Here is a 14,617-nt window from a genome sequence, read left to right as displayed (position 1 = left end):
CGCACACCGCGAGGAGTACTCATCATGGCTATGAGCCGCGAAGACAACGAACTGCTCACGCGCGTCGAGAACGGCGCGCCGATGGGCGAGATGATCCGCCAGCATTACTGGATTCCGGCCGTGCCCTCGGCCAAACTGGAAGCCGACGGTTCGCCCGTACTGGTGCGCCTGCTCGGCACCCGCTACGTGGCGTTCCGCGCCACCGACGGCCATGTCGGCGTCGTCGACGAGCTGTGCCCGCACCGCCGCACGTCGCTGATGATGGCGCGCAACGAACACAACGGCCTGCGCTGCATCTTCCACGGCTGGAAGATCGATGCATCGGGGGCCGTGGTCGAGGCGCCGAACCAGGTCGGCGATCAGGCGCAGTTCTGCAAGCGCGTGAAGACCAGCCAGTATCGCGTCGTGGAGCGTGGCGGCGTGGTCTGGGTGTGGCTCGGCAAGGGCGAAATTGCGCCGCCGTTCCCGGAGTTGCCGTTCATGGACCTCGGGCCGGAACACCGCTCGGTGACGAGCGTCGAAGTGCCGACGAACTGGGTCCAGGCGGTCGAGGCCTCGATGGATTCGTCGCACGTGGGCGTGCTGCACGAGTCGACCACGCAGATCACTGCGGGCGGCGGCAACGAACGCATGATCATGACGAAGGCGCTCGCGCCGCGCTTCGACTTCGAGGATCGCCCGTACGGCTATCGCTATGCGGCCCTGCGCGACCTGCCGGACGAGAAGGTCTATGCGCGCGTGAACAACTTCGTGATGCCCTGGTACGGCATCATCTGCCCGCCCGACGCGAAGGGCCCGACGACGGTGTTCTTCTCGACTCCGGTCGACGACGTCACACACCGCGCGTGGTTCATCCAGTACAACCCGCACCGCCCGCTCGGCATGACCATCATGTCGGCCACGCCGGACGTCTGGAACTTCCCGCCGCTGCCCCCGGGGACGCGCGAGGAATCGTTCGGCCAGAACCGCGACCTGATGAAGCGCGGTCACGCGACCGGCTTTTATCAGCACCTCGGCACGGAAGACTTCGCGATGTTCCTCGGCCAGGGCCCGATCTACGACCGCACCCAGGAACAGCTTTGCTCGGCCGATGGCGCCGTGCTGCGCGTGCGTGCGCTGCTGCTGAAGGCCGTGCGCGAGTTCATGTCCGGCAAGACGCCGACGCTCGCCGACAGCCCGGAACTCGATTATTCGAAGGCCGTCTCGGTCGGCGGCGTGCTGCAGGCCGGCGGCGACTGGCGCTCCCTGGCGGATACAAAGCAAGACCCGTTGCCATGACCACCATGCTCGCACCTACTCTCAAGCTGCGTGTCGCGTCGGTTGACGCGTCCACCTCGCTGATCAAGTCCTTCACGCTCGAGGCCGAGGACGGCGCGTTGCTGCCGGGCTTCGAGCCGGGCGCGCATATCCAGGTTGAGGTTCCGGCTGCCGACAACGGCGTCGCACAGTGGCGTTCGTATTCGCTGATCAACACTGATCCGCAGCAAGACACGCGCACCGGCGTGCGCGCGTACCGTCTGGGCATCCGGCGCGAGGACGAGGGTCGTGGCGGCTCGCGCTTCATGCACACGCTGCAAACCGGCACCAAGCTCACGGTGCGCTCACCCATCAACCACTTCCCGCTCGCCGCGCCGCCTTCAGTCATCCTGATTGCCGGCGGCATCGGCATCACGCCGATGGCGGCCATGGCTGCGGAACTGAGCGCACAGAACCGCGACTACACGCTGCACTTCTCGGGACGCACGCGCAACGCGCTGCCGTTCGTCGACGAACTGCAGGCCTTCGCGGGCGAGCGCCTCGTGGTGCATGCCGATGACGAGAGCGACACGCGCCTGTCGATCGACGCGCTGCTCGATGGCGCGCAGCTCAACCAGCCGATCTACGTGTGCGGGCCGGCCGGCATGATCGACGCGGTGCTCGCCGCTGCGCGCCATCGCGGCTGGCACGAGTGCGACCTCCATTACGAACTGTTCAGCGAAGCCGCGCCGCAGGAGGGCGACACCGCCTTCGAGATCGAGCTGAAGTCCTCCGGCAAGGTACTGAGCGTGCCGGCCGACAAATCCGTACTCGACACACTGCTCGATAACGGCGTCGATGTCATGTACGACTGCCGCGCCGGGTATTGCGGCCTGTGCTCGACGCGAGTCTGCAGCGGCGAAGTCCACCACCGCGACACCTACCTGTCGGACGCCGACAAAAACGCCGGCAAGGTGATGCAGGTATGCGTCTCGCGCTGCAACGGCAAACGTCTCGTGCTCGATCTGTGACTGCGATCGCAAGCAATCAATCCGTCCTACTGAACATTACCGGACCTATCCAACGGAGCGCCGTATGAGCGAAACCCTGGTTACCTATGAACTCGACGGCGCCGTGGCGTTGATCGGCCTGAATCGTCCCGACAAGCGCAATGCGATCAACGAAGAAGTGATTTCGCAGTTGCGCGACGCCGTCAACCGCGCCGGCGACGAAGCCATGTGCGGTGTCATCTACGGCCACGGCGGCAACTTCTCGGCCGGACTCGATCTGCGCGAGGCGCTGTCGCGGGCCACCGGACAGACGGCGCCCCCGAGAAAGCGCCGGCGTCACACGTGGCACGAAGTGTTCGATCTCATCGCGCGTGGCCCGATTCCGTTCGTTGCCGCGCTCCACGGCGCCGTCGTCGGCGGCGGTCTGGAGCTGGCGACCGCCGCTCATGTGCGGGTCGGCGACAAGACCTGCTTCTTCGGGCTGCCAGAGGGTCAGCGCGGCATCTTCGTGGGCGGCGGCGGCACGGTTCGCATCCAGCGCGTTGTCGGCTACACCATGATGGCTGACATGATGCTCACGGGCCGCTTGCTGAGCGCCGAGGAAGGCCAGCGCGAACACATCATCACCTACCTGACGCCGGAAGGCGGAGCACTCGGCCAAGCGAAGGAACTCGCCGCGAAGATCGCGCAGAACGTGCCCGACACCAACTGGCGCATCACGAACCTGCTGCCGCGTGTGAACGATCTCTCGCACGAGGACGGCCTCTTCCTCGAGTACATGAGCTCGAACATGATGCGTTCGCCCGAAACCGCTGCCCGTCTGCAAAATTTCGTGGACGGAAACGCCAAACTCGTCAAGCCGGAGTAAAGCAAGGATGAGCACACCCGCAGAACTCACGCCGCAGGAAGCCGCGGCACTGGCCCATGTGAAAGCCGCAGAGCAGGCCGCTGCGCAGATCCCCGTTGCGGCCGCCGTGAAGCCGCGCGACATCAGACACGCCGCCGTGATCGGCGCCGGCACCATGGGCGGCGGCATCGCCATGGCACTCGTCGCCGCCGGCATTCCGGTCACGCTGATCGACGCCAATGACGACGGCCTCGCGCGCGGTCTTGCGCGCATCCGCGACAACTACGACGGCAGCGTCAAGCGCGGCAAGCTGGACGTCGCCACGCGCGACGAGCGCCTCGGGCTCATTACGGGCTCGACCTCGATTGCCGATGTCAAGGACGCCGACATCATCATCGAAGCCGTGTTCGAGGATCTCGGCCTCAAGCAAGGCATCTTCCGCGAGCTCGACCTGCACGCGAGGGCCGGCGCGATCCTTGCGACCAACACGTCGGGGCTCGACATCAACGAAATCGCCGCTGTCACGAAGCGCCCGCAGGACGTCGTGGGTGCGCATTTCTTCAGCCCCGCGCACGTGATGCGCCTGCTTGAAGTCGTGCGTGCGGACAAGACCTCCGACGACGCCGTGGCCACGCTCATGGAGCTGGGCCGCCGCATGGGCAAGGTGTCGGTCTATGCGCGCGTCTATCCGGGCTTTATCGGCAATGCGCTGTTCCGCAATTACAACCGCGAAGCGCACTTTCTCGTCGAAGACGGCGCACTGCCTCACGAAGTCGATGCCGCACTCAAGGATTTCGGCTACGCAATGGGTATCTTCGCGGTGCACGACATGGCCGGCAACGACGTCGGCTACCAGACGCGCAAGGCGCAGATGACCACGCGTGCGAACGACCGCCGCTGGAACGACCTCATCATGAAACTCGTCGAGATGGGGCGCCTTGGCCAAAAGAGCGGCAAGGGCTGGTATCGCTATGAAGCGGGCGACCGCACGCCGCATCGCGATCCGGAGATCGAGCAATATATCGTCGACGAATCGGCGCGCATGGGCATCGCGCGGCGCCCGATCTCACGGGACGAAATTATCAAGCGCTGCATGTACGGCATGATCAACGAAGGCGCGAAGCTGCTCGAGCAAGGCATCGCGCTGCGCGCGAGCGACATCGATATCGTCTACGTGACCGGCTATGGTTTCCCCGCGAAGCGCGGCGGCCCGATGTACTACGCCGACCAGATCGGCCTCGCGAATGTCTATCGGGACATCGTGCGGCTGCACGAAGAGTACGGATACTGGTGGAAACCGGCGCCGCTGCTCGATAAGCTTGCGGCCAGCAACGGCCGGTTTGCCGATCTTTGAGCTTCAGTAAAGGTGCGCCGGCTTGCCGGCGCAACACTGTCTACGAAAGCCCTCGCCCCTTGCGAGGGCTCCGTCGTTTTGGGGGCCCTGCCGAGTGCACTCGGGCTTGGACCGACTGGCACCCTGTCACTCGTCTTCGAAGACAGGTTCCGTCGAAGAAATGGCGTCATCGCGGCCCGACGTGGGTGCGCCAGCAAAATATTCAGGCGGCAGCGTGGCGAGGAACTCCGAAAAGCCCGAGTCGCCGCCGGGCGAATGTTCGGCCATGGCTGCCTCGGCGGCGGCTTCATCGCCCGAAAGCAACGCCTGCGCCAGTTTCTGGTGATCGGCAATAGCCTTTTCGCGCCGGCTTGGCGCCAGAAACGGCTTTGGCCTGTAACGCGAAATCAACCGGCGGATCGAACGAATCTGATCGGCCAGATAATCGTTATGACAAGCGTTGCAGATCACTTCGTGGAATGCCACGTTGGCGCGCGCGAACCCGCGCGCATCGTTTTCCTGCAATGCCGCCACGCCCTGGTCGACGGCCTTTTGCAGCGCCGCTCGCTGCGCGTCATTCATGCGCCGCGCTGCCAGACGGGCCGACACGACCTCCAGCTCGCTGAGAAGCTCGAGCACATCGCGTAGTTGCGGCACCGACATCTTGTTCACGAATACGCCCTGCCGCGGCACGATTTGCACGTACTGCTGGGCCGCGAGCTGCTGCAGCGCCTCGCGGATCGGCGTACGAGACACATTGAAGCGCGCAGCCAGTGCGCGCTCGTCAAGCGTCGCACCCGGGACCAGTTCGCCGCGTTCGATTTCCGCTTCGAGAAGCGCCTTGATTTCGGCCGATCGGCTCAATTTTGGAACCTGATTCATCGAATGAGAATCGCAAACATGAGAAGTTGAACGAGATAATGCGTACCAGCTTGTAGTCCTATGATACCCCATTGGTATACCAGTTGTGCCCCTTGTCTGATCCAGAATGCAAAACGGCGTCGTGTCCTGGACACGACGCCGTCGGTCGATGCATGCAGAGAAAGCTTAGCTGTTCTTCAGATGGCGCTGCGCGCGGAAGTAATGCACCGCCGACCAGACCAGCATCACGGTCACCGCCAGCATGGCATAGCGCACACCGTTGGCCGAGGCGTCGTGGCAGGCCGCCGCGAGCGGCCCCTGGAAGGCGGCCGCAGTACCATGCGGCCCCTTCGGCAGAGTGCACACAGCATGGAAGTCACCCTGCGTGAACAGATGCGATGCAATATGGTCGCTCAGGAATCCGACCACCGGCGTACCCAGGCCCTGACCAATCAGGTTCATGAGCAGAAACACGATTGCCGACGCGGTCGCGCGCATGCGCGGCTCGACGATGCTCTGCACTACGGCAAATGTCGGACCGTTCCACAGGTTGAGCGCGATCGTACCGATGAATAGCAGAGCGACACTTACCTGCCACTGGTTCGAGAGGAAAGCAAGTGCCAGCGTCGGAAAACCCAATGCGGTACCGATCGCGGGAATGCGCGCATACCAACGGCGGTCCTTGGCGCTGGCCCAGTCCGCAGATACGCCGCCGAGGGTATTGCCGATGATACCGCCCACGCCGAGCACCAGACCAAAGATTAGCCCGGCCTGAGCGAAGCTCATGTCGTAAGCGCGAATGAAGTACATCGGGATGAACAGGTTGACGCCATACTGCGCAAACGCGCCGACCACAGTACCAAGCAGCATCTGCACGAAGGCGCGGCTGGACATGAGCAGTTTGAACACCTCGCTCATGGGCGGAGCACTCGCATTCGTTGCAGCAGCCATGCCATCGGCGCCGCCGCGCTTCGGCTCGCGGAGCGTGAGCCATGCCAGCAGGCCCAGCACGAGACCCGGCAGTCCCACCACATAGAAGACTGGACGCCAGCCGAGATGCTGCACGAGCCAGCCGCCGCCGAGCGCGCCGGCCAGCACGCCGATGGGCGGGCCCAGCGCATAGATTGCGAGCGCGCTTGCGCGGCGGCGCGGCCCGAACTGGTCCGCGATCAGCGAATGCGAGGTCGGCGTGCTGCCCGCTTCGCCGATACCTACGCCAAGGCGGTACAACATCAGCTGCCAGAAGGCGCCTGCCGTGCCACACAACGCAGTCATCGCGGACCAGGCGATGATCGAGATCGAGATCAGTACGACGCGGTTGAACTTGTCAGCCAGACGCGCAATCGGCAGGCCGAGCACCGAATAAAAAATAGAGAACGCGAGACCGCCGAGCAGGCCGACCTGGAAATCGCTGAGGCTCATGTCGCTCTTCACGGCCTGCCCAACGACAGCAACAATGATGCGATCGACGAAGCTCGACGCATAGATCAATACCAGTACCAGCAAAAACCAGCACCGATACCCGCTGCTGCCCGACTTCGTACTCACATTCTGTGCAGTAAGTTCCGTCATCTAAATGTCTCCATGATCTCGCACAATGCCGCGGGCTCTGCCAGTTTCGCGGCTCTTGTCGATTTATATGTATACCACGATAGCGATTGTGGAATTCTTAATGGATTGTCCTGCATAACCTTTGGTCATGCAACGACCGTGGCAGCCAGACGCGTCATGGTTTTCACCTATCTGGCACCGATGACACGACACGTCAAAGAGAAAACCGTCCTCGTGGTTGCGGCCTGTCTCAGACCGTCACGGCGGCGCTGTCGACGTCTTTCATCGTCACGCCAGTGGCCGCTTCGCACGCACGGCGGACTGCATCGGGCTGCCCCGGATGGAACAGGAAGTGATGCAATAGCTTGCTCCATTTAGGGTGACGCTCATACTCGCTGCGAGGCAAGCTGTTCGCGAAGAACTCCCGCCAGTCTCCACAGGGCAGAGGAATGCCCTGTACGCCGGCAGCCTCCCGACGCACGCCCTTCGGCTCAAGCCCCTGCGCTACGGCTTCCATGTCCCGGAAATACTGACGGCGAATCATCAAGATGCCCGCGTCGCTGGCGGCCAGGTTTTCACGCGTGCGGTCTGCGATACGCCCCTGTCCGCACCACGCGATGATGTCCTGGTTGATCACGTGCGAGCTGATCCATTTGCCGGTCTGAGGATCCGTGACCGGCGCATGCCAGGTCGGAATACTCTCCTGGACATAGGGCTCGGACTCGCGGGGCACGCGTATATACGACCAAGTCACATTGAGCGTATTTTCGTCGTCGATGGGCACCCGCCACTCGAAGTGGTCCCCGAGGAAAAATCCGTTGGGCCAGAGACAGACACGACCGGCCGTCCAGAGGGGATGCGATTCGTCGGTATCCTCGGTCACACGCCGGTAGATGAAGCCGTGCTCAAATTCCTCGAATGCCATCTTGAGGTGTACCGGCGCATAGTCCCGCTCGCCGCGCAGGCGACGCCCCCAATTGGCGTGCATCCACTCGAAATGCAGCGGATCAATTGAATTCTCCTGCGTCTGCAGCCAATTGCAGGGCACGTTCGCGAATGCGGCTTGCACGAAGCCATTGCGCCAGTGGAACGGTTCCCAATCCGGCAACTGTGGCGCCGGTTGAGGACCGAGATAGGCCCAAAGCAGGCCCGCGCACGCACGGACCTCGTAGGCCTTCAGCCTGATCCGCTCACGCATGGCGCCGTGCGGCGCCACCAGATCCTGGTAAGGCTGCGCCACGCACTGCCCGCCATGGTTGTAATGCCAGCCGTGATAGTTGCAGCGCAGTCCATGTTCCTCGACAAAGCCGTAGGCCAGGTCCGCGCCGCGATGCGCGCAGTAGCGCTCCATCAGGCCGTAATGTCCACCCAGGTCCTTGTAGAGCACCAGATCCTCGCCAAGCAGGCGCACGGGCTTGATCGTCTCGCGCTCGAGTTCGTCGATGCCGGCGATCGGATGCCAGTGCCGGCGCATCAGTTCGCCCATCGGCGTGCCGGGGCCAACCTGAGTCAGTTGGCAATTCTGTTCTTCGGTAAGCATGATGATTGGGTTCGTAATTGCGACTGGACGATGCCTCGATCAATGCCGCTTGTCGACGTGGCGCACGGCGCGGAAGTAGTGGAACGCAGCCCATAGGAGGAGCAGACTCATCGAGAGCATCGCGTAGCGCAGGCCAGCCGACGAAGCGTCCGCACAGGCGTGCGCGAACGGCGAGTTCGCCACCGCCCCAATCGCCCCCTGAGCGCCATGAGCGCCATGAGCGCCATGCGGGATTCGGCAGACTTTCGAATAATCACCGTCCGCGAACAGATGGGCGGCGATGCGATCGCTCAGGAATCCGATGAAAGTCGGCCCGCCGCCCTGGCCGACGAAGTTCATCATCAGGAACACGAACGCCGACGTCGTAGCGCGCATGCGGGGCGCAACGAGGCCATGAATCGCGGCGAATGTGGGGCCATTCCATGAGCTCAACAGGATCGTGGCGAGAAACAGTAACGCCGCCGCGATATGCCAGTCGGACTGCATGAACGCGAGGGAGGCAGGCACGAACCCAAGCAGCGTGCCCCAGGCTGGCACCCAGGCATACCAGCGCTTGTCGCGGGTTCCGGCCCTATCGGCAATCCATCCGCCGAACGTCGTGCCAATCGCGCCACCGACGCCGATCGTGAGACCAAACATCAGCCCGGCCTGCGCGGCATTCAGACCGAATTCGCGCGTCAGATACGCCGGAATGAACAGGTTGATGCCGTACTGGGCGAACGCGCCGATCACCGTACCCAGCAACAGTTGCAGGAACAGAGGACTACGCAAAAGGATGCCCGCGATGGCACCCAGCGAGGCATTGCGCTGGGCATCGACTGCGGCGATTCCGTCCATGGCCCCGCGTTCAGGTTCGCGCAGGCTCAGATAAGCAATGACGGCGAGAATCAGACCCGGCACGCCGACGACCCAGAAGGCCGGACGCCAGCCGTAATGCTGCGCAATCATGCCGCCGCCTATCGCGCCGCCTATTGCGCCAAGCGGAGGACCGAGGGCATAGATCGCCAGGGCGGTGGCGCGGCGGCCCTCGGGGAACTCGTCCGAGATCAGCGAATGCGCGGTGGGCGTGCTGCCAGCTTCGCCAATACCGACGCCAAGCCGGTATAGCAGCAACTGCGCAAAATTGCCTGCATTGCCGCATAGCACAGTCATCACCGACCATGCCGCAATCGACAGCGATATCAGCGTAACCCTGCTCATCCGGTCGGCGAGCCGGGCCATCGGGATGCCCAGCGTCGCATAGAAGAGCGAGAAAGCCAAGCCGCCCAGGAGCCCGATCTGCAGGTCGCTCAGGTTCATGTCGACCTTGATCGACTGCCCCACCACGGCGATGAAAATGCGATCGATGAAACTCGATGCGTAAATCAGGCTCAACAACAACAAGAGCCATGCACGATACTTCGATCCCCTCTTGGCCCCGACAGCGGGCAGTATGTTCCCGGCGTTTTCCATGACCTCGTCTTCTCCAGGCGTTGATGGCGGGCTCGCGGACAAGCCGGTCTGAACCGCCTCACGCTTCGAACAGGATTCCTAAAAAACACCGGCAGCTTCCAGGCGAGCTGCCGGCGTGCCGCAAAAGCGTTAGAAGAGGTGCCGGATACCCACCTGCACAGCCAACTGGTTAGCCGTGGTCGAAGCGTTGTTGCCGTAGAGCGACCCGCCCGGACCAGGCACCGAGTACGGGGTCGAGATCAGGAAACTGTCGGCGTACTTCTGGCCCGCGAACGCGTGCTGCCAGACACCGAACAGGTACACGTCGGTGCGCTTCGAGAGTCGGTAGTCCACGCCTGCCGTGTAGAGATCGTACTTGCCGAGCTTGTGCTGGTCCACGTACGTGAAACCACCACCCACCGTAAGCGCCGGTCCGAACCGGTAGCTCGTCCCCAGTTCATAGGCGCTCACCGTCACCACGCCGCGCGGGCTTTGCGAAGCATTGGTGTAGGTGTACACACCATTGATCGACCAGGCATCGGTCAGGCTATACATGCCACCCGCCGCGATCGTATAGATCGATTGCGCGTCGAGCGCGACCTGCGCCATCGTGCCCACGCCGCGCGCCGCGTTGCCGCCCTGCGTCTTCGTGAATGTGAGCGAACCCGAGTAAGGCGCGTTGAACGTGCCGGTCGGACTGTACTTCACGCCCGCGCTGATCACGCGCGGGTTGCCCGTCGGCGTTCCCGCGAAGGCGCCCGGAATATTGCTGAAGCCATACATCACGCCCGCCGTGATGCCGTGCCAGGTCGGCGTTTCAAAACGCACCATATTACTCACCGGCTCGCCGGCGAGACGGTCGATGTCATACGCACCGTGGAACGCGTAGGACGGCGCGAACTGTGAGACGTTGGTGTAGTACGAGACGTAGTCGTAGATGAAATCGTAGTCGTAGCCGGCGATCAGCGTGCCGAACGTCGTGCTCTGCAGCCCCACAAAAGCGCGGCGCCCGAAGAGCGCGCCGCCGTGGCTCGCGGTGCCCGTGTTCAGCGAAAAGCCGTTCTCCAGCGTGAAGATCGTCCTCAGGCCGCCGCCGAGATCCTCGACGCCGCGCAGGCCCCAGCGCGATGCCTGGTTGATCCCGTCATCGAGCTTGACGACCGAGTGGCCGCCCGCGTTGTTCACATAGGTGAGGCCATCGCTGATGATCCCGTACAGCGTCACGCTGCTTTGCGCGTGCGCACCTCCCGCCACTGCGGCCGCTATCACACCCGCCAATAACTTCTTCTTCACTTTACGATCTCCGTGTATTAGCGGGCGTTGGCGCCCGCTTTTTATTGCCGGTCTATTTCCGTCGGCTGCCGACGGCTACGAACTGCTTGCTGCGAGAAAGGTGACGCGAGGCAAGGAAGTAATGCGCGGCCGACCACAGCAGCACCACGCTCACGGCCAACATCGCGTAGCGAATGCCGTAGGCCGAGGCGTCGTGGCACGCCGTCGCGAACGGACCCTGCACCACAGCTGCTGCGCTGTCAGCCCCTTCACTTCTGGTGTCTCTTTCGCGGGTCCCAGGTAGTAGCAGGTTAGCTCTTTGTATGCCACAAGTGCTCTGTGGAATTTTTTATGGATTCTGCGGCATAACCTTTTGCCGCGCAAGACGAACTAGCGTCAAAGGAATGCTCGTTTTCACCAGGGCAATTCGTCTGATCAATGCATCGGCCAGGGACACAGTACGTCGGAGCGGGCAAGTGCCCCGGGGGCAAGGGCGGTGACGGCCGCAAGGCGGGCAGTGCAAAAAGACCGAGATGGTAACCCACGGCGAACTCGCAATTCGTTGCTAACGCAACTATCATGGTATGTGTACGGAGTCGCTTACTGGCACCGCTTCAAGCTTGTTGTATCGCGCAGCGGCTATTGGTCCGTGGCGTGCAAGCGGCAAGCAGGAGCGTTATAAGGGTGTGCAGAGGTGGCAGGACGTTAAGCTCTGTGCTGCGTGACAGGAAAAACCTTGTCATGAAGAAGTCGCGGTTTAGCGAAGAGCAGATTATCGGGGGGCTGAGGGAAGCCGAAGCTGGCATGAAGGTCTCGGACGTATGCCGCAAGCACGGCATATCGGATGCGACGTTCTACACCTGGCGTAGCCGCTACGGCGATATAGATGTGTCAGAGACGCGGCGTCTGCGGCAACTTGAGGAAGAGAATCAGCGGCTTAAGCGGCTGGTGGCGGAGCAGGCGCTCGATATCCAGGTGTGCGAGCAAGGCACGACCTTCAGCAAGTGTCAGTCCCAGATCGGCGAGGCTGAGGTCATTTCGTTCAACCACAGCAAGAACCGTTGCATCGATCGCACGCGCTTCCTCGCACTCTACGCGGGCCTCGATGATCAGTCGCATAGCACCTCCGATCGGTTGGCAACGTCGCCAGCGTAGCGGAAACGGCTCAGCGTGCCGCGCGAGCTCGCTGGGCTTTTCGCCGGGACTTCGTGATGTCCCCCACCCCTATTTTGAAAGGCCACACATCGGCTTGCCGTCCCGCCGAAGTCGCGGCGTAATGCTCCAGCCCACTCTCACGTATTGACACCCGGTTTCACGGTCGACGTATATGTGCACGTAGTCGTCTGTTTTCACCAGCAGTTCGGCAAAGAGGGCCGGCCCCATTGGAGTTAACTTGAGAGCATCGGGAAATAAAACAACCACAACAGCAAAGACAATTATCGCCCACGCGAAAAACAATGGGTACTTCATTAAGTCGGCTTCCTTATTATTATCCGGCGCAGTGTGACCCGTTACCTCATCAGTCATTCAATCTGGTGGGCCACTCTTGCCGGCATCCTTGCGACAAATGACATCCTCGGTCTGCGCCCCAAGACTATACCTGCGTTCGCTGTCAAAAGCAGTCCACCTGCTCCATGGATTCACCCGATAATCCGCATCGAGCATGGGAATTTTCCGCCGAAGTGGCAAAAGTATCAGCTGATCGGGACATTTTCTGTCCCAACTGTTCCGGAAGATCCACACATGGCCAAACTCGACTCCGATCTTCTTTCCGCCCTGCACACGCCGCGGTCGTTGATGATGTGGATGACCACCCCGCAGGTCACCGAAGCGCTGGCGGTCCCGGTCCTGAGACGCTTCGCGACCCGGCAAACTCTGGCCACTTCGACGACCAGCAAGCCACTGAGGCGATGCTGCGGCGCGCTTCGAATCCGCAATTCCGCATAGCCGGCCTCTGGTTCCATCCCCCGTGAAAAGCCGTGCTCGTGAAGCCTCGTCGCAACCCTGGTGCAGCATAGCGGCGCGCGGCCACTGAACGAAGGCTTTTTAATTGATTCCGAGCCTTTCGCCCAATCACCCCATTCGTATCATTCCGTCAATGCACCACGTTAGAAACCGGAGCATCCGCAAGCGCAAAGTCACCCTCATTCGCGCCCGCAACACCCGGGCTCTGCCAGTCGCCACCCAGTGCGAGCAGCAAATCGACACGTAGATTGAGTTGATCGCCGCGTACATCGACGAGATCCTTCTGCGCCAGCAACAACGCTTGCCGGTCCTCCAACACACTGCGCCTGTCCGTCGACCCAATCGTTGCCCGCGCCTCTTGCGTGCCCAACAGCGTCTGGCTCTCGTCCACGCGTGCCTGCAACTGCGTGACGCGCGCGGCATAACGCGTTTCTGCCTGAAGGCCCGCTTCGACTTCGCTTAGGGCTTGCAGCGCACAATTGCCATAAGTGACAATCGCCGCCTTTTGCGCCTGCGTGTAGTAGTCCGCCTGAGCCTTGAGCCTGCCTCCGGTAAAGATGGGCGCGAGCAACGTGGCGCTCACCCCCTTGACCGGGCTGCTGGAGTCCATGAGCGTCAGCACGTTGCTGCGAATTCCCGTAATCGCCGCATTGATCGAGATATTGGGCAGACGCGCGGCCTGAGCCGATTGCCGCTGGTCGAACGCCGCTGCAACGCGCTGTGAGGCCGCGACCATATCGGGCCTGCGCTCGATGAGGCTTGCGGGCAAGCCCGCTGGCGGGGCCGCGGGCAAGGCCGGCATGTCCTGCCCCGCTTGAATTTCGCCGCCTGGATAGCGGCCCAGCAGCAATTCCATTGCCTGCGAGGCGCGGTTTTTGGCGAGCGTGGCCTGGATGAGAGCATCCTGATGAACCCTCAACTTATTTCGCGCTTCCTGAAGCTCCGTTTGCGGCGCAGCGCCGATTGCCACACGGTGATCTTCGATCTTCACGATCTGCGCCTGCGTGTCGACGATCTGCTGCAGTTTGCTTTCGAATTGCGTGCATTTGATGAGCGCAAACCAGGCCTTCGCAGTCGTGGCCGCGACTACGCGCTGCGCCCATACATAATCGGCCTCCGAGGCAGCATGCTCGGACCGGGCCGCCCGGGCCTGCGCACGGATGCGCCCCCAGAGGTCGAGTTCCCAACTCACGCCAACGGAAAGATACTGCGATTCGGATTCGCCCACCCGCCCCTTCACCCCCGCACTGGGAAGGAGGCCGCTGTTCTGCTCAGCCACCAGCGCTTCGGCCTGCTGGACCCGAATGGCGGCTAGCGCCAGATCGCCGTTATGGGTCATTGCCTCGCGCACCAGCCGGTTCAGTTGGGCATCGTTGAAACTGGCCAGCCAGCCGGCGGCGGGGTCGCCCGGTACGGCGCCATTGACCCATTGCCGATGATCGTCGTGCGCCGGAATTGCATGACTGGCAAGCTCGGGGGCCGCAGGCGGATTCTCGAGCGCGCATCCAGACAACCATCCGAATTGAATCGCGAGTAGAAGAAACAGCGTTTTTTTACGCATCGAATACGTC

General features: G+C 62.4%; 13 protein-coding genes and 1 pseudogene. 6 read left to right on the top strand and 8 right to left on the bottom strand.

All coding sequences use genetic code 11. The features are described from left to right. Nucleotides 1-24 precede the first annotated feature (24 nt). From NH14_RS02950 to NH14_RS02935, 4 genes are all read left to right on the top strand, one after another. Complete coding sequence (locus tag NH14_RS02950; RefSeq protein WP_035521645.1) at nt 25-1,278, top strand: aromatic ring-hydroxylating oxygenase subunit alpha; 1,254 nt, start codon at nt 25-27, stop codon at nt 1,276-1,278. Beyond that, complete coding sequence (locus tag NH14_RS02945) at nt 1,275-2,267, top strand: PDR/VanB family oxidoreductase (RefSeq protein WP_237179502.1); 993 nt, start codon at nt 1,275-1,277, stop codon at nt 2,265-2,267. The genes NH14_RS02950 and NH14_RS02945 overlap by 4 nt, the downstream gene beginning before the upstream one ends. Before the next feature lie 64 nt (nt 2,268-2,331). Next, a complete protein-coding gene (locus NH14_RS02940; protein WP_035521646.1) occupies nt 2,332-3,114 on the top strand; it encodes a crotonase/enoyl-CoA hydratase family protein in 783 nt (260 codons plus the stop codon). 7 nt (nt 3,115-3,121) lie between these two features. Then, nucleotides 3,122-4,447, top strand: coding sequence for a 3-hydroxyacyl-CoA dehydrogenase (locus tag NH14_RS02935; RefSeq protein WP_052147776.1), 1,326 nt, complete (start codon nt 3,122-3,124; stop codon nt 4,445-4,447). A 126-nt stretch (nt 4,448-4,573) separates the two neighbouring features. On the opposite strand, the gene NH14_RS02930 is transcribed toward NH14_RS02935, so the two are convergent. From NH14_RS02930 to NH14_RS02905, 6 genes are all read right to left on the bottom strand, one after another. After that, nucleotides 4,574-5,290 (bottom strand): GntR family transcriptional regulator, encoded by a 717-nt coding sequence (locus NH14_RS02930; RefSeq protein ID WP_237179501.1) that lies wholly within the window; start codon nt 5,288-5,290, stop codon nt 4,574-4,576. Between the two features lie 183 nt (nt 5,291-5,473). Beyond that, nucleotides 5,474-6,859, bottom strand: a complete 1,386-nt coding sequence (locus NH14_RS02925; protein ID WP_052147777.1) for a spinster family MFS transporter — start codon at nt 6,857-6,859, stop codon at nt 5,474-5,476. A 229-nt stretch (nt 6,860-7,088) separates the two neighbouring features. After that, nucleotides 7,089-8,378, bottom strand: coding sequence for an aromatic ring-hydroxylating oxygenase subunit alpha (locus NH14_RS02920; RefSeq protein ID WP_035521650.1), 1,290 nt, complete (start codon nt 8,376-8,378; stop codon nt 7,089-7,091). 39 nt (nt 8,379-8,417) lie between these two features. Beyond that, on the bottom strand, nt 8,418-9,830 hold the full coding sequence (locus NH14_RS02915) for a spinster family MFS transporter (RefSeq protein WP_035521652.1): 1,413 nt from the start codon (nt 9,828-9,830) through the stop codon (nt 8,418-8,420). A gap of 129 nt (nt 9,831-9,959) precedes the next feature. Further along, on the bottom strand, nt 9,960-11,102 hold the full coding sequence (locus NH14_RS02910; RefSeq protein WP_035521654.1) for a porin: 1,143 nt from the start codon (nt 11,100-11,102) through the stop codon (nt 9,960-9,962). Nucleotides 11,103-11,154: 52 nt separating this feature from the next. Then, nucleotides 11,155-11,325: a hypothetical protein gene (locus tag NH14_RS02905; RefSeq protein ID WP_176329252.1), complete on the bottom strand. Its 171-nt coding sequence runs from the start codon at nt 11,323-11,325 to the stop codon at nt 11,155-11,157. Between the two features lie 497 nt (nt 11,326-11,822). Here NH14_RS02905 and NH14_RS33320 point away from each other — a divergent pair. Beyond that, nucleotides 11,823-12,053: pseudogene (locus tag NH14_RS33320) on the top strand (transposase); the annotation flags it as partial. Nucleotides 12,054-12,305: 252 nt separating this feature from the next. Here the strand turns inward: NH14_RS33320 and NH14_RS02895 are convergent. Further along, nucleotides 12,306-12,608 (bottom strand): DUF6440 family protein, encoded by a 303-nt coding sequence (locus NH14_RS02895; protein WP_152617055.1) that lies wholly within the window; start codon nt 12,606-12,608, stop codon nt 12,306-12,308. Between the two features lie 216 nt (nt 12,609-12,824). Here NH14_RS02895 and NH14_RS02890 point away from each other — a divergent pair, with 216 nt between their 5' ends. After that, nucleotides 12,825-13,028, top strand: a complete 204-nt coding sequence (locus NH14_RS02890) for a hypothetical protein (RefSeq protein ID WP_035521658.1) — start codon at nt 12,825-12,827, stop codon at nt 13,026-13,028. A gap of 148 nt (nt 13,029-13,176) precedes the next feature. On the opposite strand, the gene NH14_RS02885 is transcribed toward NH14_RS02890, so the two are convergent. After that, nucleotides 13,177-14,607: an efflux transporter outer membrane subunit gene (locus NH14_RS02885; protein ID WP_052147808.1), complete on the bottom strand. Its 1,431-nt coding sequence runs from the start codon at nt 14,605-14,607 to the stop codon at nt 13,177-13,179. Nucleotides 14,608-14,617: the final 10 nt, after the last annotated feature.

It is taken from the genome of Paraburkholderia sacchari, from assembly GCF_000785435.2.
In the GTDB taxonomy this organism is placed as follows: Bacteria; Pseudomonadota; Gammaproteobacteria; order Burkholderiales; family Burkholderiaceae; genus Paraburkholderia; species Paraburkholderia sacchari.
Note: the sequence above shows the minus strand (reverse complement) of the source record. Positions and strands in the feature narration are given on the sequence as shown.

What these genes read in the sequence shown, in the direction of transcription:
- NH14_RS02920 (WP_035521650.1), bottom strand. Translation starts at nt 8,378, where the DNA reads ATGCTTACCGAAGAACAGAATTGCCAACTGACTCAGGTTGGCCCCGGC.
- NH14_RS02885 (WP_052147808.1), bottom strand. Translation starts at nt 14,607, where the DNA reads ATGCGTAAAAAAACGCTGTTTCTTCTACTCGCGATTCAATTCGGATGG.
- NH14_RS02945 (WP_237179502.1), top strand. Translation starts at nt 1,275, where the DNA reads ATGACCACCATGCTCGCACCTACTCTCAAGCTGCGTGTCGCGTCGGTT.
- NH14_RS02915 (WP_035521652.1), bottom strand. Translation starts at nt 9,830, where the DNA reads ATGGAAAACGCCGGGAACATACTGCCCGCTGTCGGGGCCAAGAGGGGA.
- NH14_RS02925 (WP_052147777.1), bottom strand. Translation starts at nt 6,859, where the DNA reads ATGACGGAACTTACTGCACAGAATGTGAGTACGAAGTCGGGCAGCAGC.
- NH14_RS02895 (WP_152617055.1), bottom strand. Translation starts at nt 12,608, where the DNA reads ATGACTGATGAGGTAACGGGTCACACTGCGCCGGATAATAATAAGGAA.
- NH14_RS02940 (WP_035521646.1), top strand. Translation starts at nt 2,332, where the DNA reads ATGAGCGAAACCCTGGTTACCTATGAACTCGACGGCGCCGTGGCGTTG.
- NH14_RS02890 (WP_035521658.1), top strand. Translation starts at nt 12,825, where the DNA reads ATGGCCAAACTCGACTCCGATCTTCTTTCCGCCCTGCACACGCCGCGG.
- NH14_RS02935 (WP_052147776.1), top strand. Translation starts at nt 3,122, where the DNA reads ATGAGCACACCCGCAGAACTCACGCCGCAGGAAGCCGCGGCACTGGCC.
- NH14_RS02950 (WP_035521645.1), top strand. Translation starts at nt 25, where the DNA reads ATGGCTATGAGCCGCGAAGACAACGAACTGCTCACGCGCGTCGAGAAC.